At 35.2% G+C, this 25,014-nt stretch carries 28 protein-coding genes, 1 pseudogene and 1 other annotated feature; of the genes and pseudogenes, 18 read left to right on the forward strand and 11 right to left on the reverse strand.

The annotated features are described in order from the left end of the window. Positions 1-14 precede the first annotated feature (14 nt). The 4 genes from IEV74_RS16735 to IEV74_RS16750 all read right to left on the reverse strand — a co-directional run bounded on the left by IEV74_RS16735 (position 15) and on the right by IEV74_RS16750 (position 5,857). Positions 15-1,172, reverse strand: a complete 1,158-nt coding sequence (locus IEV74_RS16735) for an acetoin utilization protein AcuC (protein ID WP_188456515.1) — start codon at positions 1,170-1,172, stop codon at positions 15-17. Next, the gene (locus IEV74_RS16740) at positions 1,169-1,819 is read right to left on the reverse strand and encodes an acetoin utilization AcuB family protein (RefSeq protein ID WP_188456516.1); all 651 of its coding nucleotides are present in this window, start codon (positions 1,817-1,819) and stop codon (positions 1,169-1,171) included. The genes IEV74_RS16735 and IEV74_RS16740 overlap by 4 nt, the downstream gene beginning before the upstream one ends. After that, positions 1,820-2,473, reverse strand: a complete 654-nt coding sequence (locus tag IEV74_RS16745) for a GNAT family N-acetyltransferase (protein WP_188456517.1) — start codon at positions 2,471-2,473, stop codon at positions 1,820-1,822. It lies immediately after the preceding gene. 519 nt (positions 2,474-2,992) lie between these two features. Continuing rightward, positions 2,993-5,857 (reverse strand): transglycosylase domain-containing protein, encoded by a 2,865-nt coding sequence (locus IEV74_RS16750; protein ID WP_188456518.1) that lies wholly within the window; start codon positions 5,855-5,857, stop codon positions 2,993-2,995. A 154-nt stretch (positions 5,858-6,011) separates the two neighbouring features. Further along, positions 6,012-6,216: a binding site (T-box leader), on the forward strand. Positions 6,217-6,276: 60 nt separating this feature from the next. Between IEV74_RS16750 and tyrS the strand changes: the two genes are divergently transcribed. Beyond that, positions 6,277-7,548: a tyrosine--tRNA ligase gene (tyrS, locus tag IEV74_RS16755; RefSeq protein WP_188456519.1), complete on the forward strand. Its 1,272-nt coding sequence runs from the start codon at positions 6,277-6,279 to the stop codon at positions 7,546-7,548. 309 nt (positions 7,549-7,857) lie between these two features. Continuing rightward, positions 7,858-8,079, forward strand: a complete 222-nt coding sequence (locus tag IEV74_RS16760; protein WP_188456520.1) for a hypothetical protein — start codon at positions 7,858-7,860, stop codon at positions 8,077-8,079. A gap of 243 nt (positions 8,080-8,322) precedes the next feature. Here IEV74_RS16760 and IEV74_RS16765 read toward each other — a convergent pair whose 3' ends face one another. Next, positions 8,323-9,522, reverse strand: coding sequence for a site-specific integrase (locus IEV74_RS16765; RefSeq protein ID WP_188456521.1), 1,200 nt, complete (start codon positions 9,520-9,522; stop codon positions 8,323-8,325). Positions 9,523-9,971: 449 nt separating this feature from the next. Further along, complete coding sequence (locus IEV74_RS16770) at positions 9,972-11,186, reverse strand: site-specific integrase (RefSeq protein WP_188456541.1); 1,215 nt, start codon at positions 11,184-11,186, stop codon at positions 9,972-9,974. A 139-nt stretch (positions 11,187-11,325) separates the two neighbouring features. On the opposite strand from IEV74_RS16770, the gene IEV74_RS16775 reads away from it, so the two are divergent. Beyond that, positions 11,326-11,667, forward strand: a complete 342-nt coding sequence (locus tag IEV74_RS16775) for a hypothetical protein (protein ID WP_229683226.1) — start codon at positions 11,326-11,328, stop codon at positions 11,665-11,667. 511 nt (positions 11,668-12,178) lie between these two features. On the opposite strand, the gene IEV74_RS16780 is transcribed toward IEV74_RS16775, so the two are convergent. Beyond that, positions 12,179-13,345, reverse strand: coding sequence for a helix-turn-helix domain-containing protein (locus IEV74_RS16780; protein ID WP_188456522.1), 1,167 nt, complete (start codon positions 13,343-13,345; stop codon positions 12,179-12,181). A gap of 30 nt (positions 13,346-13,375) precedes the next feature. Further along, a complete protein-coding gene (locus IEV74_RS16785) occupies positions 13,376-14,083 on the reverse strand; it encodes a DUF5986 family protein (protein WP_188456523.1) in 708 nt (235 codons plus the stop codon). Between the two features lie 289 nt (positions 14,084-14,372). On the opposite strand from IEV74_RS16785, the gene IEV74_RS16790 reads away from it, so the two are divergent. Further along, complete coding sequence (locus IEV74_RS16790) at positions 14,373-14,531, forward strand: cupredoxin domain-containing protein (RefSeq protein WP_188456524.1); 159 nt, start codon at positions 14,373-14,375, stop codon at positions 14,529-14,531. A gap of 66 nt (positions 14,532-14,597) precedes the next feature. Here the strand turns inward: IEV74_RS16790 and IEV74_RS20095 are convergent, their stop codons facing one another. Together IEV74_RS20095 and IEV74_RS16800 are read right to left on the reverse strand one after the other, a co-directional pair. Then, positions 14,598-14,681, reverse strand: coding sequence for a hypothetical protein (locus IEV74_RS20095; RefSeq protein ID WP_506016889.1), 84 nt, complete (start codon positions 14,679-14,681; stop codon positions 14,598-14,600). A gap of 124 nt (positions 14,682-14,805) precedes the next feature. Further along, positions 14,806-15,180, reverse strand: a complete 375-nt coding sequence (locus IEV74_RS16800) for a hypothetical protein (protein ID WP_188456526.1) — start codon at positions 15,178-15,180, stop codon at positions 14,806-14,808. 313 nt (positions 15,181-15,493) lie between these two features. Here IEV74_RS16800 and IEV74_RS16805 point away from each other — a divergent pair, with 313 nt between their 5' ends. The 14 genes from IEV74_RS16805 to IEV74_RS19895 all read left to right on the forward strand — a co-directional run bounded on the left by IEV74_RS16805 (position 15,494) and on the right by IEV74_RS19895 (position 24,570). Beyond that, a complete protein-coding gene (locus tag IEV74_RS16805; RefSeq protein WP_188456527.1) occupies positions 15,494-15,691 on the forward strand; it encodes a class I SAM-dependent methyltransferase in 198 nt (65 codons plus the stop codon). A gap of 22 nt (positions 15,692-15,713) precedes the next feature. Beyond that, a complete protein-coding gene (locus tag IEV74_RS16810; RefSeq protein WP_229683227.1) occupies positions 15,714-16,052 on the forward strand; it encodes a class I SAM-dependent methyltransferase in 339 nt (112 codons plus the stop codon). A gap of 143 nt (positions 16,053-16,195) precedes the next feature. Next, positions 16,196-16,924: an urease accessory protein UreH domain-containing protein gene (locus tag IEV74_RS16815; protein WP_188456529.1), complete on the forward strand. Its 729-nt coding sequence runs from the start codon at positions 16,196-16,198 to the stop codon at positions 16,922-16,924. Positions 16,925-16,983: 59 nt separating this feature from the next. Next, entirely contained in the window at positions 16,984-17,694 is a 711-nt protein-coding gene (locus IEV74_RS16820) for a cytochrome c biogenesis protein CcdA (protein WP_188456530.1), read from the forward strand. 99 nt (positions 17,695-17,793) lie between these two features. Next, positions 17,794-18,951 (forward strand): F510_1955 family glycosylhydrolase, encoded by a 1,158-nt coding sequence (locus IEV74_RS16825; protein ID WP_188456531.1) that lies wholly within the window; start codon positions 17,794-17,796, stop codon positions 18,949-18,951. A 171-nt stretch (positions 18,952-19,122) separates the two neighbouring features. Further along, complete coding sequence (locus IEV74_RS16830) at positions 19,123-19,824, forward strand: response regulator transcription factor (RefSeq protein ID WP_188456532.1); 702 nt, start codon at positions 19,123-19,125, stop codon at positions 19,822-19,824. 7 nt (positions 19,825-19,831) lie between these two features. Beyond that, on the forward strand, positions 19,832-21,208 hold the full coding sequence (locus tag IEV74_RS16835) for a sensor histidine kinase (protein WP_229683228.1): 1,377 nt from the start codon (positions 19,832-19,834) through the stop codon (positions 21,206-21,208). Positions 21,209-21,217: 9 nt separating this feature from the next. Then, entirely contained in the window at positions 21,218-21,424 is a 207-nt protein-coding gene (locus IEV74_RS16840) for a hypothetical protein (RefSeq protein WP_188456534.1), read from the forward strand. A 67-nt stretch (positions 21,425-21,491) separates the two neighbouring features. Beyond that, the gene (locus IEV74_RS16845) at positions 21,492-21,707 is read left to right on the forward strand and encodes an SHOCT domain-containing protein (protein ID WP_188456535.1); all 216 of its coding nucleotides are present in this window, start codon (positions 21,492-21,494) and stop codon (positions 21,705-21,707) included. Positions 21,708-21,792: 85 nt separating this feature from the next. Next, complete coding sequence (locus tag IEV74_RS16850; RefSeq protein ID WP_188456536.1) at positions 21,793-22,044, forward strand: hypothetical protein; 252 nt, start codon at positions 21,793-21,795, stop codon at positions 22,042-22,044. A 103-nt stretch (positions 22,045-22,147) separates the two neighbouring features. Next, positions 22,148-22,738 carry a class I SAM-dependent methyltransferase gene (locus tag IEV74_RS16855; protein ID WP_188456537.1) on the forward strand — a complete coding sequence of 197 codons (591 nt, stop codon included), beginning with the start codon at positions 22,148-22,150 and terminating at the stop codon, positions 22,736-22,738. 62 nt (positions 22,739-22,800) lie between these two features. Next, a complete protein-coding gene (locus tag IEV74_RS16860) occupies positions 22,801-23,739 on the forward strand; it encodes a cytochrome c oxidase assembly protein (protein ID WP_188456538.1) in 939 nt (312 codons plus the stop codon). Between the two features lie 333 nt (positions 23,740-24,072). Next, positions 24,073-24,333: a hypothetical protein gene (locus IEV74_RS16865; RefSeq protein WP_188456539.1), complete on the forward strand. Its 261-nt coding sequence runs from the start codon at positions 24,073-24,075 to the stop codon at positions 24,331-24,333. A 108-nt stretch (positions 24,334-24,441) separates the two neighbouring features. Then, on the forward strand, positions 24,442-24,570 hold the full coding sequence (locus tag IEV74_RS19895; protein ID WP_268233845.1) for a hypothetical protein: 129 nt from the start codon (positions 24,442-24,444) through the stop codon (positions 24,568-24,570). Positions 24,571-24,707: 137 nt separating this feature from the next. On the opposite strand, the pseudogene IEV74_RS20045 reads toward IEV74_RS19895, so the two are convergent. Further along, a pseudogene (locus IEV74_RS20045) lies at positions 24,708-24,899 on the reverse strand (glutaredoxin family protein); the annotation flags it as partial. Positions 24,900-25,014 lie beyond the last annotated feature (115 nt).

The raw sequence follows: 25,014 nt of genomic DNA on the forward strand, positions 1-25,014 counted from the left end.
CCTTCTTGCTTCATTCAGCTTGTATTCTTTGTGTATTTCAGTGCACTTAATAGGATTTTATTGTTTTTTTCACTAATTTCCGCTTTACGGGGAATAGTTGGAACGATATTTTTGGAATCATTCCAGGTGTCAGGCAATGCTACTGGTGCTTTATCCTGCCACTTAGATAGCCATGCTTCGGATATTAATCCCTGTTGTACATTACCATTTTTCATTACATTCCAAACCTGTGCCCAAGCACGTGGAACAACACGCCATATGTCATAGCCGCCCCCGCCTAAAGCAATCCATTTCCCGTCACAATACTGATGTGCTAATTCATGGGCAAGCTCAGGAATCTTTTGATAGATTTCCATCGTTCCGCATAAATGGGTTAATGGATCGTACGTATGTGCATCCGCACCATTCTGTGTCACGATAATATCTGGTTTATAAAAATCCGCAATTTCCCTGAAAGCAGATTCATACACATGTAAAAAGGATTCGTCTTCCGTAAATGCATCGATAGGCAGGTTAAATGAATATCCGTGGCCTTCTTTTACTCCCCGCTCATTTACATTCCCTGTTCCAGGAAAAAGATATCTGCCAGTTTCATGTATGGATAGTGTACAAACGTTTGGATCGTCATAGAATGCCCACTGTACACCATCACCATGATGGGCATCTGTATCAACATATAATACTCTTAAATTATATCTTTCTCGTAAATAATTAATTGCTACTGCACCATCATTATAAACACAAAATCCCGATGCTTTCCGTTTAAAACCATGGTGAAGACCGCCACCTAAGTTAAGGGCGTGCAATGAATTTCCCTGCAGTACGGAATCTACAGCAGCAAGTGTCCCGCCAACCAGGTAACTAGATGCTTCGTGCATATTGGCGAAAAAAGGTGTGTCCTCTGTGCCGAGTCCAAACTCTAATCCCTCTGCATGAGATAATTCGCCATCACTTGCCTTTTTAACCGCATGAATATAAGCTCTATCATGAAAAAGTGCTAACTCATCTTCAGTTGCTTTACGTGGTTCAATAATGTCTGCAGTGGATAGTGTGTTTGATGCTTCTAGTAATTCTTTAACCAGCAAGACTCTTTTCTGGTTAAATGGATGATCCGAATGAAAATGGTAGTTTAAGAATGTATCTGAAAAAACGAACGAAGCGTTGCATGTCATAATTTTGGCCCCGTTATATTATTCGGCCACATTAACTCATAGCCTGCTTCACGAATATCCTGAATGACTGGCAGTGGGTTCATCGTTTGTATTCGGAATACTAGAATTTTATAATTCGGATCATCATGATACGGATAAACAAGGACAGATGTTATATTTGTTTTTCGTTTGCCGAATATGGAAGCAACCTCGGGCAAAATACCAGGCTTATGAGGGACTTTAACCTCAATATGTGAGCTTTGCACATTCGTTCCAGTTAATTGAATTAGCGTGTAAAGCATATCTTTCTCAGTAACAACACCAATAAGTTTATCATTACTTACAACAGGTAGACAGGCAAATTCTTCATCATAAAAAATCCCGGCAATTTCTTCAACAAAATCTAATGGGTGAACGGTTACAACTGGTGTGCTCATAATGGATTGTATTTCATTTTGCAGAACACCATTATCAGTATCCTTACTAAATGTGGATGGGCTAGCGTCTCTTACATCACGATCGGAAACAATGCCAATAACACTTTTATCTGAATTAATTATAGGGATATGTCTAATTCGATTATTTTGGAGCAGCTGTAACGCTTCAGCTATTGTTGCATTAGGTGTTAATGTGATTACATTTGTATTCATTATCTCTTCTACTAGCATTTATAAACCCTCCCTCATATTTCGATAGTTGTGACGTTGTAAAAAACGTAATGTATCAAATTGCTTTATCGATTCCTCTGGTACATGTTTACCAATCCGTACCATTAAACAGTTTGCAGGGTGTGAAATAATCTCGGGATCATCCGTCGGTGCAGGCAAGAGACCTCCTGCTGCCATCATTTTCTCCATGACTTTCCGATAATTCCAGATGCTTAACTTAGTCCCGTTTAAATCCCAGTGCCAATAATATTCGGTTGAAATAATTATATAATTTTCCATATAGTTATCCATCATGGAAACCTGTAAAAGACCCGAAGCGATTTTTTCTCCGCGATATTCAGGAATAACTTCAACTGCTCCCAATTCAATTAGATCATCCATATTAAACTTCGACCAACGTTCAAGAGGATCTGGGTGTAAATAAGTTACATATCCAATGATCGTATCCTCTGTTCTCGCAATAATAATTCTTCCTTCTGGAAAATCAGCGATACTCTTAATTGCTTCAAATTGCTTGTCAGCTGGGCGAAAAGCAGTTAAATTCTCATGAAAATAATAATTTTGTAATTCTAATGATGTAAGGGGACCTTCAATTTTGATTGTTCCTTTTGCAGAATTGCTCGTTAATGAATGGTAGGTTTTGCTATGATTCATTCATTCACCACCTATCCTGAGAGATTGCCAATCACTATAGTTATATTATACAGGATTGTAGATAACATTTTTAGTAAAAGAGGAGTTGATTCAAATAAAAGGCAGTTTTCTAATAATTGTATACACAAAAGACGGAAATTGCGACGTAAGTAATTTTAATAATTTTGTTTAATTTTTGATCGCTGTCCGTGATCGCTACTTTGCGGTTTAGGAACATCGATGTAATACGGCACATAATTACGAAAAGGTCAAAATAAAAAAGAGCCTGGGACAAAAGTGTTTTAACCAAAGCCGAACATAGTTGGTGCATACATACCGCTACGGAAATACACTACGCTTTCCGCGGGCTGCCCTGAGCCTACTCCGAGCTATCGCTCTACGTAGTCTCACCTAGGCTTTTCATCCCGCAGGAGTCTCCGTGTATTTCCTTCGCTAGTATGGTGAAATGTTCGGCTTTGGGTTAAACAATTTAGTTATGTCCCAGCTTCTTTTGTGTGGACACTTAATTTTGTTTTTAGATTATGCCGAGTCGTCATTACCATTATCTTCAGGTTTATCCGTTTTTTCGGAATCAGGCTTATCGGGCTTATCTGGCTTTTTAGGTTTTTCATTCTCAGGTTTATCCTGTTTAGGTTTATCGGCCTTTTTTGAGAAATCACCTATTTTTACTTCTTTTGAAGCTCCAGATTCTAAACCAAAATAATCCACTGCTTTGACAATGTAAACTGCATTGCCATCCGGAATTGAAAAACTTGTATTTGTAGTGCTGCCGGCTGCTGAGAAAGAGGCACCAGGTTTAGCAGCACGATAAATCCTATATCCGACTACATCTTTACTTCCAGATTTTTTCCATGTTAACTTATTTCCTGACGCTGATAAAGAGGTTGGAGCACCGGGACTTTTTCCGTCATCTTTTATTGCTCCACCTATATCAGAACTAGGTACACTTATTTTTTCCCATGCGCTTCGGTTCGTACTTGGGAATAATTTAGTTATATCAGATAATCTGTCGTAGCCATTTCGTTTTAAGAATTCAGGATTAAAAGTCAATCCATCTCCTTTAGTAAATTCATTCGGTGTATTTGGCCCGGCTATAACAGCCTTCCCGTCAACCATTACATACGTACCTTCAATAAGACTGTCATCCGTTTTCGTTGGGACGTACTTAGCATTGAATAAATCGGTTGTCACTAATCCAGCTTTTTTACATAAATCGGATGGCAGCATTCCCGAAATAGCACAATAACTTCTGGTCACAAGGCCATCTGGACGTTTAAATTTAGAGTTTGGCGCCATTAATTCCGGGTTAATTTCAGTTGCTTTGTTAACAAGCTGTGCCCAGATTTTCTGGTTACGCTGGCTGTAGCTTAGAGGATAGCTATCATCTTTAAGACTTTTTGGTGTGTCATATCCTATCCATGTACCTAGAGTTACATTAGGGTTTATTCCCACAAACCAGGAATCGTGCCAGTCACTGGAGGTACCAGTTTTACTTGCCCAATCAACACCTGGATATTTCATTTGCGATTGTAAATAAGTAGCTGTTCCGTACTTAATAACGTCTCGCAAAACATCTAAAGTTAGATACGATGTCTGTGGTGAAAATACTTTTACTGGATCGGATTCATGTTCATAAATAATGTCACCATCTTTAGTCGTAATTTTATCAATCATATAGGCATCGATGAACTTACCTTTATTTGCAAAGGTTGTAAAGGCATTAACGTTTTCTTCAATAGTGATTCCAGTTTCAGTACCACCTATACCAAGTGAAAGGTGAGCATATTCATCTTCTCCAAGCGAAGTAATTCCCATTGGCTCCAGAAATTCACTTACAGCGTCCTGGCTTTTGAATTTATTGTAAAGATATATAGCAGGTACGTTGAAAGATTCTGCTAAGGCTTTTCGAGCAGATACTAAACCATGAAAATTCCCCGTATAGTTTGATGGTGAATAACCGTTTCCGTAATATGTCTTAATATCTGGAAGGACAGTTCCTGGTTGAGCAACACCCTTTTCAAATGCAGGCGCATAAGTTAAGAGAGGCTTCATTGTACTTCCATTTGGACGAACAGCCTGTGTCGCATAATTCCAATCTTTTATATCATAACCGCGCCCGCCGACAAAACTAATTATTTTACCTGTCTTATTTTCTATTAACATTCCCGCTACCTGAACAGGTTCACCATTTATGTCGCGCCCATAATATTTATAGTCCTTGGCTATTTTCTGGAATGCATCATACGTTTTCTTATCAATCGTAGAATGAATTTTATAACCGTTTTGTCTTAAATCACGATCCGCCAGAATCATGTATTCTTCATTTAATTTTTTATCATTTTTAAGGTCCTCTAACGTGTAACCATCCTCTTTAGCCAACTTTTCAGAAATTATTTCTTTGGCGCGTTTTTCAACTTCAACCGTTAAATACGGATATTTCTCAAGAGGCGATTCGGTTTCTTCTGTAAAATCAGCTGCAATATCATAATTACGTGCTTTTTCATATTCTTTTTTTGTAATGTATTCTGCTTCGTACATCCGTTCAAGAACTGTTTTCATTCGATTGATGCCAGGCTGTAACCCCTCTTTGCTTTTCAAACCCCCGCTATTTACAAATGGTGTGTAATAGGATGGGCTTTGGGGCAGTCCAGCCAGGTAAGCAGCTTGCGGCAGATTGACGTCTTTCGCATCTATTCCAAAGATACCTTGAGCGGCAGTCTGAATGCCAGCGATATTTTGACCTGATGCGTCACGGCCATATGGAATAATATTTAAATAAGCTTCCAGTATTTGGTCTTTGTCAAAAAACCGCTCTAACCGCAGTGCTAGGAGAATTTCTTTTGCTTTACGCTCAAACGAAACCTCATTGGTTAGTATCTGATTTTTTATTAGCTGCTGGGTTAATGTACTTCCACCTGTTTTTATAGGAGCATTTGTAGCCTCCTGAACTACCGCACGTATAATCGCTTTTGGGACTACACCGTGGTGTTCTTCAAAATTTCTGTCCTCTGTAGCAATAACAGCATTAATCAATGTTTCTGATACATCTTTCAGGTCAATCTCTTCTCTATGTATATCAGAACGAATATTCCCGATATATTTATTTTCTGCGAAGTATAATTGAGAAGTTTCCTCGTAATTGTAAATATCTTTTTCCATGCTGGCATATGTTCTAACTGGTTCATCCTTGACCAGTGAGGCAAAATAACCCGCACCAATACCGCCGGCAAAGAAGAACCCTATAACACCAACAATGATAAAAAATAATATAACATTCCAAAATACATCATACGAAATACGGGAAGTACGCTGGATTTTGCCAGCTTCCCACAGTGATTTCAATTTTTGACCATATTTATGGAGTAATTGCTTAAAATCGTTCATATAATACCTCCTAAAATTCCACCTTATATTATAGCATAATCATTTTTTATGTAGTATAGAAAATAGCTGTTTTTTGAAAATTTAGACCAAGTGCGTAAAGATAAAAGTTGCATTTAATTTACAGATATGATAGAAATAAATAATAATATCATATAAATATGCTTGGAAGGATCGAAGTAGTTTGGCAAATCACTATTAAGAGAGCTAGCGGCAGGTGAAAGCTAGTATATATTTGCTGACGAATTACAATCTGGAGCTTTTTTCTTTACAGAAAGACGGTGCCCCCATCGTTATCAACCCCAAAGTGGCATAATTATGCAACAAGGGTGGTACCGCGAGTTAAAAATCTCGTCCCTTATTAAACATAGGGGATGGGGTTTTTTTGTTTTTATAATTATTTTTTAAAGGAGATAAAAGTTATGGATATTCTAAATGATTTACAGAATCGGGGATTAGTTCATCAAACAACAGATTTTGAGGGATTGGAAAAACATTTAAGCGAGAAGCAGGTAACATTATATGCGGGATTTGATCCAACTGCAGACAGTTTGCATATTGGTCATTTAGTACCAGTATTAATTTTAAAGAGGTTTCAGCAAGCTGGTCATCGGCCAATTGTGTTAATAGGTGGAGGTACAGGAATGATCGGTGATCCAAGTGGTCGCTCAACAGAACGATCCTTAAATGAAGCTTCAGTTGTACAAGGTTTCAGTGACAAAATTAAAAAGCAATTAGCAAGACTGCTTGATTTTGATAATGGTGAGAATGCGGCTTTGGCACGGAATAACCATGATTGGCTAGGGAGTATGACAGTTATAGACTTCCTGCGGGATGCTGGAAAACATTTCGGGATAAACTATATGTTAGCGAAAGAATCAGTTTCTCAACGAATCGAACAGGGAATTTCCTTTACAGAATTTAGTTATATGATTTTGCAATCACTTGACTTCCTTAAATTGTTTGAACAGGAAAACTGTACGCTGCAAATTGGCGGAAGTGATCAGTGGGGAAATATTACAGCTGGTATGGAATTAATTCGCAGGTCCAGCGAAAAGGATGACGAAGAAGCAAAGGCTTACGGCTTAACAGTTCCACTGATAACTAAAGCAGATGGAACTAAATTTGGAAAAACTGCCGGCGGTGCAATATGGCTGGATCCTGAAAAAACATCCCCATATGAATTTTACCAGTTTTGGATTAATACAGACGACCGTGATGTAATAAAGTTTTTGCATTACTTTACGTTTCTTGGATATGAGGAGATGAACAAGTTACAACAGGAAGTAGAAAATAATCCAGAAAAACGAATGGCACAAAAACGACTAGCTGAAGAAGTTACACGAATGGTTCACAGTCAGAAAGCATTAGAACAGGCACAGAAAATATCAGAATCATTATTCAGCGGAGACCTAAAACAATTATCTGCAGATGAAATTAAACAGGGGTTTAAAGATGTTCCTACGTACGATATGTCAAAAGAAGATATTGGTCTAATAGACTTACTAGTTAATACATCTATTTCTTCGTCTAAACGACAGGCAAGAGAAGATATTAATAATGGTGCAATTTATATAAACGGTGAGAGAAACCAGGATATGACGTATACGGTAAGTTTAGGGGACCGAATAGAAGAACAGTTTACGATCATCCGCCGAGGGAAAAAGAAATATTTCTTAATTCGTTATAAGTAAGGAAAGAGAGGATATTCCATATTGGAATGTTCTCTCTTTTTTTGTCTGGAATATTATTGTTTTGATTTAATCTTCGCTTGAATGTCACTTCAAACCACTACTTCTCATTAGCACCACCATTTTTATTCCAGATTAATCTACCAATGACAAACGCTTACTAGGTTTTTAGATTACTGATAAAGCCGCTCTGTGCAAGGGTTCAACAATATAAAAAAATGTATTATATGATCAAGATGATTGCCGCTACCGTAAATAAAGAAAATAAATAGAATATCATAGAAGGGGGTGAAAAGATGTCTTATAGGAACAATGAAAACATGTCTAGAGGAAATAGAAATAGAAAGGTTTGCTGCTGTTGTTTTGAAGAACAGGATCGCCGTTCTGATAGGGACCGAAATAGGGATCGAAACAGATGTCATCAACGAAGTCAAGAGCGCGGCCACAGCCGTGATAGAAATAGGGATCGGGACCGAAACAATAACAGGGGACGAAACCAGAACTGGTGTCGAATGTGGTAAATCAAAGATTTAACGTAATGACGAAACACTTTAAAGATAATAAAATTGCTTACTGAATTTATAATAGTTAAGCAAAGGAAAAGAAACAAAAATACGTCTTCCACCAAAATGTATGGCTTAAAACTCACCCAAATGTGTTCTGAATATAAAAACCCCGGAAAGATTCCGGGGTTTTTAACAGTATCAATGATAGTATTAACGAGAGTAGAATTCAACGATTTCCTAAACCCTTGATATATCAACGTTTAAAAAGGTATTACTCGGAATTGGCCCCAGAATTGGCCCCACTTAAACTTTCGGAGAATAATTGAACTGTTTCTTCTTCCAACTCCATAAATGTATGACCATAAATATCAAGAATCATCTGAGGTGTATTTCCGAGCCGCTCCGCAACAACTTTCACACTAGCCCCTCGTTTCCCTTGACTAAGAAGAAGTGTAGCATGTGTATGCCTTAATCCGTGGGGAGTAATTGATTTCAGATCAGCTTTTTTTATTATTCTTCTAAGTGCGTAACATATGCTGCTATCTGTAATAGGCTTGCCAGTTTGATAAGAGATAAAGATGAAGTCATCTCTCTTTAAATGATAGCCGAATAAAAGCTTCGTTTCTTTACACCACTTCTTATACTTCTTCAATTGTTTGACTAAGATGTCGTCAATTAGGATTGTACGGTAACTGTTATTAGTTTTGGGCGAACGGACCCCTTTATTGTCCCTTGTTCGTTCAACTGTAAGTGTTTTTTTGGTAAAGTCAATGTTGTTCCATTGAAGACCACATGCTTCACCACGACGTAAGCCCGTATAAGCTAAAAGTAAAAAGATAGTATAATTCGTAATGTTTTCAAGCTCTTTAGCGGTAGACAATAATTTGTTCAGTTCATTTGCTTCTAAAAAATTTAAATTTGACCCCGAAGCCATTAATTCCGCTCTCTCATCGCGAATTGTAATTTTATTGAAGCGATTTCTAGGTAGTATTTCGTCATCGACTGCTGCATTGATACCAATTTTAAACAAACGGTGAAAAAGTTTTACAGTTTCTACCTTATATTTCTTGAGAAGCGGATTTATAAAAGCCCGTTTATATGTTGTTTTATCAAGTTCTTGAAGCTTAAAATGGCCTAATAACGGCTTGATTTGAAGTCGGATGGCCATCTCACGTTGTTGTCGAGAGGTTGGCTTCCAATCCGCTTCATGTGTTTCATACCAAATATCAAACCATGTAGCTATTGTGTAATTTGAATGCTCTACTTGTTTTGTGGCTCCGCGAATTGTATTAGTTTTCACTTCCAATAAGGCTTGATAGGCCTCTTTTTCCGTAAAAAAGCCCCGCTTCTTTTTCTCTTTACGTTTACCCAACGAATCATAATACTTATGACGAAACATCCAGCGTTTTTCACCATTATCGTTAATGGAGTAATAAAGTTCTGGATCCTTTTTTGATTTGTAATATTTCATTCATTCTATCCTTTCTTTAGCATGGGTGAAGGGATAGAAAAAAATAAAAGTTCGGGGTGGTCACTAAGTATTTTTCAGGTAAGGGTGAATTGCTAATTTAGTTTTCAAATTTAATTATACTGAAAGGAAGGGAAAATGTCATCTAATGAGCTAATGAAGTCAGACATAATATGAAATTTGTTATCTAATATTAAAGAGAAGTAAAGGTAATTACTTTAGACTTAGTTAAGGTAGGTAGCCTTCTAGATATTCAGTTGGTAGGGGAGGTATCGGTTAATGAGAGTAATTAATTATTAACCATTAAAATAAATAGACCGTTGATTCAAAGAGTTTTGATTTCTAAACTGTATTCAATGAAACTGCCCTTAATGGAATAAAACAAAAGACTTCCACATGGGAAGTCCTTTGTTTTTTGCAAATAAAGATGCTGACATTTAAATTTAGAGTAATTATTTAGTTTCAGCTGAAACTAATATTTCAGTGAATAAGTGAGCCGTTTCCTTTTTACGTTCAGGTAAAACATGCTTATAAGTGTTTTGAATTTCCTGTGGGGTGTCACCTAGTCTTTCCGCTACATCTTCAATATTTAATCTATTTTCCTTATCGTTTAAAAGAATGGTTGCATGAGTATGCCGTAAACCATGTGGGGTAATTCTTTTTATACCTGTCCTTTTTGTTACACGATCTAGAGCATTATTAATAGTGTTATCCGATAACGGTTTTCCCGTTTGATACGAAATAAATATATAATCGTCCTCCTTCAAATGCCGTCCGAAAGACAATAGTATTTTTTTACACCAAGTTTTATATTTTTTTAGCTGGTCAATGGCTGGTTCATCAAGATCGATTGTACGGTAGCTATTTTTTGTTTTTGGAGGTCGAACCCCTTTATGATCCCTTGTTCTCTCAACGGTAAGCTTTCTGTTGTCCATATCTATATTGTTCCAGCGTAATCCGTGTGCTTCGCCTCTTCTCAAGCCAGTATAAACTAGCAATAATAGTAATGAGAAACCTGTAATATTTATAATTTCCTTAGCTTTATTTAGCAACTTAACTACTTCATGAGCTTCTAAATAGTTTTCCTCCAAACCAGAATTTGCAACAAAGTTTTCTTCTTCTTCATTGCGAATTCTTAATTTGTTAAAGCGGTTCTTTGGGATGATTTCTTCTTCAACCGCCGAATTAATTCCGATTTTAAATATGTTATGCAGAGTTTCCACAGTACTAGATTGCTTTTCTTCAAGAAGTCTATTTATAAATTTGTTTTGATAGGTAATTCTATCTAGATTGGCAAGTTTATAATGACCAAGGAGCGGCTTTATATGCAATCGAATAGCAGACTCTCTTTGGGTACGAGTGGTAACTTTCCAACTCTTTTTATAAGTCTTGTACCAAGTATCAAACCATTGAGCAACTGTATAATTTGAAAACTGAACTTGTTTGGTAGCCCCCCTTAAAGTCTCAACTTTTATTTTTAAAAGGACTTTGTGTGCTTCTTTCTCAGTATGAAATCCCTGCTGTTTTTTCTCTTGACGTATACCGAACTCGTCGTAATATTTATGACGGAACATCCATCGTTTATCACCTTTTGTATTAAAATAATAATATAGCTCTGGATCTTTTTTCGATTTATTTAACAATTTTTTATTCCTTTCTAGAAGCATGGGCAAATGCGCACAAAAAGAAATATAATCTGGCACTTACTTAATGAACATCAACATAATACCTCAATAAATCTCCCATTTTAACCTTTAAAATTAAATTATATTTTTTTTGAAAAGCTATTCGAACGAGAAGAGTTCGGTGATAACATGCTTTACAGTAATTTCCTTTGCTGCATTAGAAAAGATGAGACAGAAAGAAGGTGAAAGAATGATACCACAAGCAAATGTGAATATAGAATTGGATGCTGATTCAATTAAGAAATATGTTCAACAAAAAATCGATGAACAAGTTAGTGAGAATTTGTTCTTGGTAGACGTAGATACATTGAGTAAAAAATGCTCTATGTCCCGACGCTTTTTGGAGGAAGAATTTCTAAAAGATCCCCGCTTTAAGCTTATTGAAAAAAGTAAAGTTCGAAAAAGATTCTATTACTGGGAAGAGGCGAAGAAAGTAATAGAAGAAATTATTGAGGGATGGTAATGACGTAAAACCTCATATTTGATTGACATTAGGAAAAATATAAAAATAATACAATAATGATTCTAAAAAATAAAAATATGCATGGGCAAATGTGTAAAAAGAAATTTTGGTAAATATGAAACACTCTATTATTACGAAGGGCTGGGATATGTAGAATTATAAGCTATTAAACAGAAGGAATGACAGGTCCGTTAATCGATAATGAACCTGTCATTCCTGATGTTTGATTTCTATTTTATCCTAAGTTTGTTAAACATATCAGCAATTATGTTTCCTGCTTGATAACTTTATCTATGTTATTTTTGGTTGCGGTAGAAGTTTTGGTTACTGTTTCAGATTCTAAAATTATAACAGAATCCTTACTCATAGTAACATAAGGTGCATTATCACTGCTCTATTCCAATTGCTTCTCATATACATACTAAGAGGAAGATGAAATTAAATAACGAACTTGAAATCAAAATAGAAAAACAAAAATTAATTTGTGGAAACGGAATTCTTATAACGACAACTATAAGGATTTTTTCATTTCAACAATTACTTTAGGTTGTTGCTTAGAATAATATTTTTCTAAAGTTCCTCTTTCAAGTCCTACTAAATCTTCAAATTCATAAGCATTTAAACTTAGATCATAATTTTTAGCTAAAGTGTCTAATATTTGTGATCCACTTAGCTTCTTGTTTTCAAGAATCATTGTTATTGCTTTTTTAAGTAAAATTGGACTTGCTGGTTGAAAATCTTTATCAAAAGGTTCCTCTTTTCTCCATCCTTTTGAGCTGATTTGCCTTTGTAAATAATGATACTGATTATACTCAATAATTCCTAAGTTATGCGCGCGCACAACCATTGCTCCTATAGAAACGTGCCATTTCTTTTTTAAATACAAATAATGATTTAAATCCCTTGGATGCATGGAGACATCTCTGGTAAACGCATCTTTAGGTAAAAGAAGTGCTGCGGCAAATTGATTTGCCTGCCTTTCAAGTTCCTTTTCTTCATCTTTTTCCAATTGAGTTAGATCAATATATGGATCGTGAAGTAAGACATGTCCTAATTCATGTGCTGCGTCGAACTGCCTTCTATAACCGTTCCCTTTATCATTTCCTAAAACAACAAAATAATATATTTGTTTTTCATATCGCTGCTGTTGTGTAAATGCATCGATAGAAGTTATGTTCGTACGTGAAGTATTGACAATTAATCCATTAGCTTCCAGAAGTCTTACCATATTTGAGATTGGCTCTTGTCCTAGTCCCCAATATTTTCTAACCTCTTTTGCAGCTACCTCCATTGAATCTAATGCATCTAATGAAAGATCGGGTAGATTCACTACAGGAAAGTTTATATAGTCAGCAACAAATCTATATATTTTTGAAAGGAACAAAAGTTTGAGTTTTTGTGCCTCCAAATCCCTTTTTGGAGTTGTCCTTAATGATCTAAAATAGGTGTTGCCTACTTGAACTTTATCAGTTCCTTCCTCAAAAAAGAATTTTCTTGGAAACAAAAGATACTGCTCCAATTTAAGTAGCATTTCTGAACTAGGTACAGATTTACCATGTTCATACTTTGATATCATTTGTTTGGTTACTCCTAATAATTCAGCGAGATCATTTATGGTTTTACCCCTGTAGGTTCTCGCTATTTTTAATCTCTCGCCATTAAATACACTCTTAAACATTTTGATACTCCTTTCAAGGAGAGATCATAGTTAACTTTCTTCGTTAGTCTTCTTAATATTCTGTTCCTTGAATTCAAGTGCTATATCATGTTGATCATTCTCCGAAGTTTGTGTATCATTAGTATCTTTGTAATCTACCTCGATAACATGGTTCCAGTTTTCTTCATAGAAGTCATCAAGTTGTTCGTTAGTTAAGACTGCACCAAATTCCACAATTTCACCGTTATATGTATCAAATAGTACAATGCAAAACCTTTTCACCTGACTTCTATATTCATTCAGCACTGATGTTAATAGGCTGTCCCTTTCTTCAAGGTCAATACCAAAGTCAACATATTCTTGATAAGGATTTAGTTGTGAAGCAGGAATTTCAGACTCTAACCCAGTATTATAGGTTGATAACCCTTGAAGATAATATAATGGTGTTCCTTTTTTTGATTTTTGTCTGTTTATAAAGTTTTTCTTCCTTACAAACGCATATAAATATCCAGATTCTTCATCAAACATAACAGCTAAAGGCCATCCGCCTCTTTTGGTTTTGATGGAAATGATACTCGTTGAAGGCGTATCATGATAAATACGATTGTATATGAAAGACCAAGTGACAAGTCCATAACCATTGTCAAAGCTAGATTGAATACCTTGAAAGTTATCTCTGAAATCACTTATTCCATTGTGAAGTGCCTTAAACATTATCTTTTTATTTTCATGTGAAACTGGGATTTTATATTCGTTCATCATTTCACCTCTTATTTATATTATGGATACTATTTTACATTTTTAAACGGAAAAGTCAACCTGTCTTTGTTTTTATTATATTTTATGATCTGATTTTATTGCTTCCTTGTCTATGGCTATAAGATATACATTTGTATTTTCATATCAAAACACTACAGTTTAAATTTTGGACTATGACTCTAAGCTTGCCGAACTAAATTATTCAACAGCATATTATATTTGGACCATTCATAGTCCTTCGTAGAGATGAACATTTAGTTGGATGGCTTTCCACGGAAAGACTTTTTTGATGATACATACCATTGTCGTAGCTTCCGGAAAACGGTGGGATGTGGAGTTTATCGTGAATAACCCCGGTATATGGCCAGTAAATGGGACTAGAACCTTTCATGAGTCTAATAATGGAGAAACGCTTGGAAGCATGGTCACAAAGCTGATATATAAATAAGAGGACAATCTTTGTTATTATAAGAAAAAATAATCCCTCCATTTTTGTGGTGGAGGGATTATTCTTTCAATTAGTTGAAGAAGCCATATTTCTACAAGATTCTGCACACTCGTGGCAAAGCTGTTTTGCGAATGCACTGTTTCGAGCCATAAAAGCTGCTGATTGCAAGCAAACTTCAATACAATCATTGATGCAGACAATATACCCATTTATTGACCCTCCAAATATTTCATTCGGTATTATTGTTCACAACCTAGCATTTCCCTTTTTAAACTCACTTCAGATTAATGAAAGGATTTTTTGTAAATAAATAGAGATTCCACAGATAATCATTTCCAATTTTGTCTAAACTGATTGAAAAATATTGCCTCTTTAATTTACTTATTTGGTTACGAAAGTCCACTGGAGGTTCTCCGACAAGATAGGGAATGATTGGATCATCAGCAACATCCCAATAAAAAAGTATTGAATGATCACCCTTGTATTTTGACAATGTTTTCTGTTCTTGAAAGTTATTTAAATGGTCAAATACGTATAATAATACGGAATCCATTTTGTCTTCATAAAGGCTAGTTTCAATTGTTATGAAGTCTTCCAAGGACAATAGTTTAATTTGGTTACTGAGATGTGGTTCAATAAAATTCATCATGATAAAACTCCTTTTTTAATATTTTGCTTGGGTTTGATTCATAATTATAATCATTTTATATGAATGTTTAGGACTAACTGTCCTAGTATCATATTTGATGATAAGTATCTATATTGTTACTTTTCCTTCACAATAAAGGTAGAATCATTTTTCCAGCTTTAAATATTATACTTTTCCTTTTTTATATTCCTAGTCTTTGGATCAAATTTTATATTTTTTAAAGCACGGGTAATGGAAAAGTTTTTAATAGAGTTGGAGGGTATCTGATGGATAAAGAAAAATTAATTATAAAATTTGATTCTCAAGCAGCAAAGTGAAACAAAGAAAAAAACAGTCAGGTAAAAAATGGAGAGAAAAAATATATGCATCTGCCAAAGGGAAAACACTTGAGCTCGCGGTAGGATCTGGAATGAATTTTGCGTATTTCCCTAAATCAATTGAATATACAGGTATAGATTTTAGTCCGATTATGCTTGAAATGCGAGGGGGCAGCAAAGGAGCAAAGAATTAATTCTGAATTTCAGTTATCTGATGTGGAAGGTTTAAATTTTAAGGGAAATCCTTTTGACACAATCGTTTCATCAGGAACCTTGTGCGCATACAATGATCCGGTTTACGTTTTAAATGAAATGAACAAATGGTGTAAATGGTATGGTCAAATTCTTTTAATGGAACATGGGCTTTATTCTTCAGCCCCACTTGCATGGTTACAAAAAAAGGTAGACTCTCTTAACGTCAAAATGATTGGATGTCACCTGGATCGTGATATATTTGACATCATAAGAAGCTCAAAAATTGAAATTGACAAGTGTGAAAGAGTGTTGGGCGGGTATTTATATTTAATCTGGGCAAAACCTAATAAATATGTTTAAAAAGTAAAAAACAATAAAGTGGTACTCTATACATGATAAAACTATATATTTTGCTATAATTGCCGAATCCTCACAAAATCTACACAATTAAAATATATAATAAAATCAAAAAGTATTCTTGGTATGTGGGTTGGAGGAAGCGTATGTATCAAGTTTTTAGTGAAATAAGTAATTTTCTAAGTGATCCGTTTTTTACTTTAGCTAATCAATGGGAAGGGATTCCTCTTTTAGCTGCCTTCATACTAGGCCTTGTCGGAGCTCTTGCCCCTTGTCAGTTCACAGGTAATATTGGTGCAATAACGATATATGGGAACCGTTCATTGCAACAAAAGATACCTTGGAATCATATACTTCTTTTTGTACTGGGAAAAGTTGTGGTTTTTTCAGGACTTGGACTTATCGTATGGATGTTTGGTAAGGAATTTCAGGCCAATTTAACAATGGTAATCCCAATAATTAGGAAGGCGATTGGTCCAATACTGGTTTTGGTTGGAATTTTTATGGTTGGTTTCTTCAAGATACGTTGGACCATTCGTATTGGAAGAATTCCAGAACAATATTTGAAGGATAGTAAAATAGGTAGCTTTTTAATGGGAGTCAGTTTTACCTTGGCATTTTGCCCGACTATGTTTATTCTATTTTTTGTAACATTGATGCCCATCGTCCTGCAGACATCTTATGGTGTAGTATTACCTTCAATTTTTGGGCTAGGAACATCTGTGCCTCTACTGTTTGCCATTTTTCTCATTTGGTATTTTGAATTAGGTGGGAAATTTATGAGGAAGGGTAGGAAAGCTGGGCAAGTGGTACAACGAGTAGCTGGGTGGCTTTTAATTATGCTTGGAATTTTAGATACATTAACGTATTGGTGAAATTAACACAATGTAAGACTTAAATATTATATAAAATCGATAAAATTTGGAGGATTAAAATGCAAGATGTAAATTTAATATTGGCCTTTGCAGCGGGGATACTGTCCTTTATATCACCATGTTGTTTGCCTTTGTACCCGGCATTTTTGTCTTATATTACGGGTATGTCTGTAGATGAACTTCAAAATGGTAAAGGGCTACTACAAAAGCGTGCATTATTACATACAACTTTTTTTCTTATTGGATTCTCCATCATTTTTATTGCATTGGGCTTCTCGACTTCATTTTTAGGAAAAGTTTTCACCTATTATGGTGACCTTATGCGACAATTAGGTGCTATTTTAATTGTTCTGTTAGGTTTAGTTGTTTTGGGTGTGTTCAAGCCCTCATTTATGATGAAGGAAAAAAGAATGGGTTTTAAAGACCGACCTAGTGGATATTTTGGCTCAACGATTATTGGATTTGCTTTTGCAGCAGGTTGGACGCCATGTACTGGCCCTATCTTAGCTGGAGTGATAGCATTAGGTGTCACAAATCCCGATCAGGCATTTATTTATATGATTGCCTATGTATTAGGGTTTTCTATCCCATTCTTTTTAATGTCATTTTTTATAGGCAAAATGAAGTGGATAAAAAGAAACAATCGACTAATGATGAAAATTGGTGGATTTACAATGATTGCAATGGGGATTTTCTTATTTTTCGATTGGATGACCAAATTAACCTCATTTCTAGCTAGCAACTTTTTTAACGGATTTACTGGTTTTTAGAATGAGGGTGTTTAAAAACTACACACTTTCTACAAACTTTTTCTATAAACTTTAATCGTTCTATTTAAAATAATTATTCTAGGGGTGCAACTAAAAATAATGAAAAAAGCGATGTTATATTTTGTTATAAATTTTATTTTGTTTATTGTTCCATTTAAAGTGCTTGCTCACGGTGCAAATGAGCATACTAGTGAAAAAACTGTAAATTATTGGGGCTATGGATTCATTGCATCCCTGGTAGTTCTAATCGTATTCGTTGCATTATTCATATTAACAAGAAGAAAAATCAATAGTATTAGCTTGAAGAGAAAGAAGGACCGTGATAAGCATCAATTGATTTCGAAAAGAAGTACCATTTACAAATGGATCTCTATTATATTTCTCCTAATCACAGTTTTCTTGGCCGTTATGGCAAATGTAAATACGGAAGATGAAATAACTTTTAGACATTTTCATGGTCTTGGCTACACTAGCGACGGGGAAGAGTTGTATGTTCCTGCACATGATGGACTAAGAGTTTACAAGGATGGCATTTGGACAATTCCAACAGAAGGTGAGAAACATGATTACATGGGTTTTTCTATGTTTAAAGGAGGTTTCTACAGTAGTGGACATCCAGCACCTAATTCTAACTTAGCCAATCCACTTGGGATTATTAAAAGTACAGACAAAGGTAAAACAATTGAAAAGCTTGACCTGTATGGAGAAGTTGACTTTCATGGAATGACCGTCGGATATGAAACACAGGAAATCTATGTATTTAATCCAATGGAAAATTCACGTATGGATCAGCCGGGATTTTATTATTCCACTGATAAGACTAAGACTTGGCACAAGAGTGAGCTGAAGGGAACCCAAGGACAAGCGCTTGCTTTGGCTGCACATCCAACAAAAGAAGGAGTAGTAGCCGTAGCAACGGACCAAGGCGTTTTCTTATCAAACGATCATGGAAACAATTTTGAAAAACTTCCTGTTTCGGATTCAGTTTCTGCTGTTTCTTTTGATCATCAGAATTACCTTTTGGTAGCAACTAAATCTAATGGCGTTAAACTAATCCGAATCAATTTAGCAACAAATGACGTTAATGAGATTAATATCCCTAATTTAGACGATGATGCGATAGCTTATGTTAAGCAAAATCCCGTAAAAGAGAATGAGTTTGTTGTTGCCACTAATAGGAAAGATATTTATTTCACACATGATGGCGGACAAACTTGGGAAAAAAGTGTCGATGATGGTGTAGCAGTTACCCATTAATTTTAAAAATGCCTTAACTTCTTTTATAAAAGTTAAGGCATTTTTAAGTAAGTATTGTTCGTCGTGTATAATCGGTATGATGGTGAAAATAAATAGAAAAACAAGAACTTCACAGATTACACAAATTTTTAATTTAAAATGGGACATACAATCAAAAAATGAGGGTTGTACATGAAAAATAAAATCCTAGTTGTCGATGATGAATGGAACATGAGGAATTTAGTTAAAATTTATTTATCTAAAGAGAACTTTGATGTTGAAGAGGCTAAAGATGGAAATGGAGCAATAAAGATGGTTCAACAAACCCATTATAACTTAATGGTCTTGGATATTATGCTACCAGATATTGACGGATGGGAAGTTTGTTCAACGATTCGGAAGACCAATCAAATGCCTATCCTAATGTTAACAGCTCGAAATGATATTAAAGATCGAGTTCATGGGTTGAATCTTGGTGCTGATGACTACCTGATAAAACCATTTGCTCCAGAGGAACTAGTTGCCCGTGTTAATGCTCTACTGCGCCGGAAGAATGTTAAAATAGAGGATACCAATGAGACTATTTTGTACTTTGAAAATTTAACCATCGATGGTGAAAGTAGAGAAGTTGAGGTGAATGATATTCCAGTTGAATTAACTCCAAAAGAATTTGACATTCTTTATTCAGTAGCCAGTCAATCTAAAAGGGTATTTACCCGTGAGATATTATTGGATAAAATTTGGTACTCTAATGAATTTCGTGATTTGCGTGCGATTGATACTCATGTAAAAAATATCCGAGAAAAATTACGAAAAATAGGTTTACCCTATAATCCAATAAAAACGGTTTGGGGTGTGGGATACAAATTTAATATACAAGAGGATCAAACATGACATGAACATGAATAAAATTGTACTGAAACTTGGTGGAACCATTATGGTTTTGTTTTTGGTCGTGTTGTTACCTCTGGGATATGTTGCGAATCAAATTTTTACTAATTTTTATTATAAACAAGTTCAAGAAGAGGTAGAGGATCTTTCTCGGAAGTATGCTCTAACTATTACATCATTTGAAAATGAGAAATTTTTAAATATGTTTAAGACACTGGCCGATTTGACCAACAAGGAAATTTATATTGTCAGTGCTGACGGAAAGGTCATAGCGGAATCCGGTGTGCAACTAACGAATTTGTCAAATAAAGATGTCGGTTTATTATCCAAAGGAAAACCTATTCAAAGAAAATTTCGTGATGCTAAAGCAGATGTTAGTTACCTTGGATCAGGTCATCCTATTATTCAATCTGGTACTTTTAAGGGAGCTTTTTTTGTTCTAGCACCTATAAATGATGTTCAAGAACCTGTAGAGAAAATCAGGGACTTGCTAATCTTGTCTGCAGTCGGTGCATTATTTTTAGCACTTGGATTTACATTTTTATTATCTAAAAAAATGTCAGACCCACTCATTGAAATGGAACAAGCCACCCGGCAAATTGCAAGGGGGAATTTAGACATAAGGGTAAGTATTCCTTCTGACGATGAGGTAGGTTCATTAGGAAGAGCAATTAACGATCTCGCAATAGAAACAAATAGATATCGATCCAACCGAAAAGAGTTTTTTGCGAATATATCGCACGAATTACGTACACCTATTTCGTATCTAAAAGGGTATGCTCAAGTATTAAAACAAGGCCTTTATCAAACAGAGGAAGAAAGGCTACACTATTTAAATATCATAGAAGAGGAAACGGAAAGGTTGGTCAGATTAATCAATGATTTGTTTGATTTATCCAAAATGGAGGAAGGCAAATTTGATCTACAAATGTCTCCAATCAATCTTACAGAAGTATTAGAGAGTGCGCTTTTTAAGGTGAAAATGGAATTTAAAAAGAAAGGTTTGACGTTAAAAAGTCAGATTGATGAGGATGTACCCTATATTAATGGTGATGGATTACGATTGGAACAAATTTTCATGAACTTGTTGGGGAATGCGGTGCGTTACACAGAAAAAGGATCCATTTATGTAAAAGTATGGAGTACAGATAGAAAAGTACATGTCATTGTTGAGGACACGGGTATGGGAATTCCTGAAAAAGATCTTCTGCTTGTTTTTGAACGTTTCCATCGTGTAGAAAAGTCTCGTTCAAGAGAACTTGGAGGAACGGGATTAGGTTTAGCGATTGTTAAAAATTTGGTTGAGTTACAAAATGGAACCATATCTGTGAGTAGCGAAATGGGTAGAGGAACGAGGTTTCATCTAAGTTTTCCTATAGCTGAGTAAGGAGGCAATATGAAAAAGATAGAATGGTTGTTTGCTGCATTTCTGATTGGAATGGGATTAATGTGTCTTACAGTTTCTGGAACAACAATGTTAGGAACCGAATCAATAGAGTCCTATATAAAAACGTTTCTACAACTTTGCTTGTGGATGGGATTACCTATCCTAATTGTGGGGATTGCATATCTTGTAATTCTAAAGAAAAGAAAGGACAAATAAAGCAAACTATTTGCGATAAAACTAAATTATTAGGTACAAAATTAATAAAAAATGGAGGTAAGCAACTATGATGTCTATGATGGGTGGAAACGTGATTATAAACATGATATTTTGGATTATTATATTAGGTTTCCTAATCTATGGGATAGTATTATTAGTATCGAAACCATTTGAAAAGAAAGAAGACTCATCCTTACAAATTTTGAGAGAAAGATTTGCGCGTGGAGAAATTAATGAACAAGAATTTGAAGATAAAAAAGCTATTTTAAGAAATAAGGAATAAAAATATTATATCCTCACAAATTCCACAAATTTATTGTCTATACTAAAAAACGTCCTAGTAATAATAAGTAGAAAGGAGACCACGCATGAAAACTAAAAAAGTGCCATTTGCGTTATCGTTTGCTTTTGCCACTCTACTAGTAGTGGGAACAACAGTATTTGCACAGGAACCAGGTAACCAAGGAACAAGCAATATGATGAATGGCAACGGAATGATGAACATGATGGAAAACAGCAACATGTCCGGTATGATGGAAGCAATGAATTCACCAGAAGGCAAGAAAATGATAGATACCTGTAGCGACTTCATGGATTCTTATCAAAGTGAAGCAAAGTAGCTAGCACACAGCTTTTACTCCCTTATACACAAAAGACCTCTTTTGACCAGAGGTCTTTTGTAGCTTTTTGTATTAATTTCTATGTGAGTCAAGAGGTGAGAGGATGGGTAACTGGTTTCCTTTTGTTTATGATATGACAATGAAGCCACTTGAACGAACAAAATTTAAAAAGATTAGAACAAAGCTCATAAACGAGGCGGAGGGAAGGGTCTTAGAAATTGGATCAGGCTCTGGTATTAATTTTCCCTATTATAAAAATGCTGTTCGTGTTGATGCAATTGAACCAAATCCTATGATGAAGAAGCGGTCATATAAAAATATTAAAAAATCCCAGACGTCAATTCAAACGTATTCTGTCAAAGCTGAAAAGCTTCCTTTTGCAGATAATACCTTTGATTCAGTAGTTGCAACACTTGTTTTTTGTACCATTCCAAAACCAATACAAGCGCTTAACGAAATACATAGGGTTACCAAACCGGGTGGCAAAATATTGTTATTTGAGCATGTTCGGATGAATCAAGCATTCTTAGGGAAAACACAGGATGTATTGACGCCGTTATGGAAAAAGGTTTGTGATGGATGCCATTTGAACCGTGACACTTTAGGACTCTTGGAAAAATCTAATTTAACGATAGTAAATGTGGAGTTCTTTTACAAAGGGTTATTTTTATCTATAGCGTGTGTTAATGATTAGTAGACTAAGAATAAAATTGGACAAAGTATATCTTTATGTCATAGGAAGAAAGGACCTAAACTATGCATGTAAAAAATCAGTTTAAAATAATTGGATTGGCACTTTTACTTTATTCCTTTTCGCCTTTGAAGGCATTTGCCCACAACCCAAATGCAGCAAGGGCAACTGGGGATGGAAAAGTACTTGAGCATTACACCTGGGTTGAAATACTAAATCCACTTTTAATTCTAGGTTTAGTGGCGGTTTTTGTAATTTATCTTTGGGCTATGCGCAAAGTATCCATTAAACATGAAGTGAGGCATAAACTTGGGAAGAAAATAGCATTTCTTTTAGGATTGTTAACTACCTATCTTTCACTTGCAGGCCCGGTTTCGATCTATGCAAACAATCTTGTGTTTAGTGCACATATGCTTCAGCAAGCGATGATGTATATTGCTATGCCAATGCTGATTTTGTTGGGAATGCCACGCGTTTTTTATGAGTTTTTAGATAAAAGATTGTTAAAAATCAAGATTATGCGGATTTTTAAGTCCCCTTTAATTAGTGCTTTATTATTTAATTTACTTTGGTCTTTGTACCATATACCAGTTATTTATGAATATATATGGCAGCAGTTATTTTTACTGGAAACATCGCATCTGGTAATAAACTCAGCTGCTTTCATGATGTGGATTCATGTATTAGCCCCGCAAGGCCTTGTAAATAACATGTCCTATTTAATGAAAATCGGTTACATGTTTTTGGATGGGGTGTTGATTACACCTGCTTGTGCGTTAATTATTTTTGCTAATGATGTATTATATTCATCTATCTATCAAGCACCACTTATGTTTTCATTTTCAACTCCACAAGATGATCAGCAACTTGGAGGAATTCTTATGAAGATTATACAGGAGATTTTCTACGGCGCAGCAATTGCTTACACATTCTTTAAATGGGCGAGAGAAGAAAGGGCAAAGGATGTGCAAGTTGATGAGATTCCCATAGGTGCAGTTGAATAATATTTTTTACAACCTATTCATTATTAATAGGAATATAGAGTTATTAAAAAGTTGGTGTTTTTTAGACGCTAACATTATTATAATTTATTACATTCTATTGCTAACTTTTATGGTAATTAAGAAATTTGTGAGAATGAAGAAAGTTGCTGGAAGGATCGGAAAAATATTAAGCTTGAGTGATAAACACGGTACAAAAAGGCTCTTGTAGCAATTATTTTCTTTATTGGGTTTGCAACTAATATTTCTAATGTCAATGTACACTCCGTTTTATTGGATACCAGCCTAGATGCATTTATTAACTCTGGACTAATAAAGCGAAAAATAAGTCATGACGTGGAGAATAATCCAATCAAATGGGTCAAGGTAGAGAGTATATTCATATTTTTTGTGATGATTGCGACTGCCTTTATGGGTCAAGACTACCCACAGCATCAGGTTTCATTGTTAATTAAAACAGGCGGATTTTCTTCTTCAGTTGAATTGGTGAACAATAATGCATTGAACATACCTATTCATGTCATGTTGAATTTCGGGTTGTTAAACCCTCTATTGTTTTTGGTCGCTATTCTTTCAGCGTTGGAACGATTTTGTTAGCTGTTAAAAAAAACACCTATTTTTTCCTTTCTGTTCGGATTTGTTTTCGCCGTTTGCAGTTATTCGGGAATAGTGATGGGTGTTAATAAATAAATTGGAGGAACGATATTGAAAAAGACGATGGTACCATCTTTGAAAGATGAAGGTGGGGTAAGGGAATTGGATCAAAATGAAATAAGTGCGATAGTCGCTTATTTACAAAAATTTAGAAGAAAGAGGTTACTCTTTTTAGAGTAGCCTCTTTTCCTATTTAATTGCTTACGTACATATGAGAAACTAAGATTATTTTAAGTTCTTTATGCTTTTAGTGGTAAGGTGTCATTGATTCAGGCCTCGGGTGGTGTCCAGTCTTTACGTATTTATAAAAATAGAATTCAATTAGATAGAAGATATTCAATTTGTTCCCGATTTTTCATAAATCCAATAAAAATTTTATCCTCAATTTTTATGGTTGGAACAATATTTTTACCTGTCAATTCCCTAAGTTCTTCAATTTTGTCAGGTTCATTCTCAATGTCGTATTCCTTACAGGGAATATTATGTTGCGATAGAAACTCCTTCGCTGCTTTACAATCTGGTCATGTCGGTGTTGAATAGATTTATACTGCAATATTGTAAAGCATCACTTTATTCCCTCCAAAAAAGGCTTACTTTATTCACATTTCTCCGGTGTGATCGCTG

Origin of the sequence: Virgibacillus oceani, assembly GCF_014638995.1 — a bacterium.
GTDB lineage: Bacteria > Bacillota > Bacilli > Bacillales > Amphibacillaceae > Virgibacillus_E > Virgibacillus_E oceani.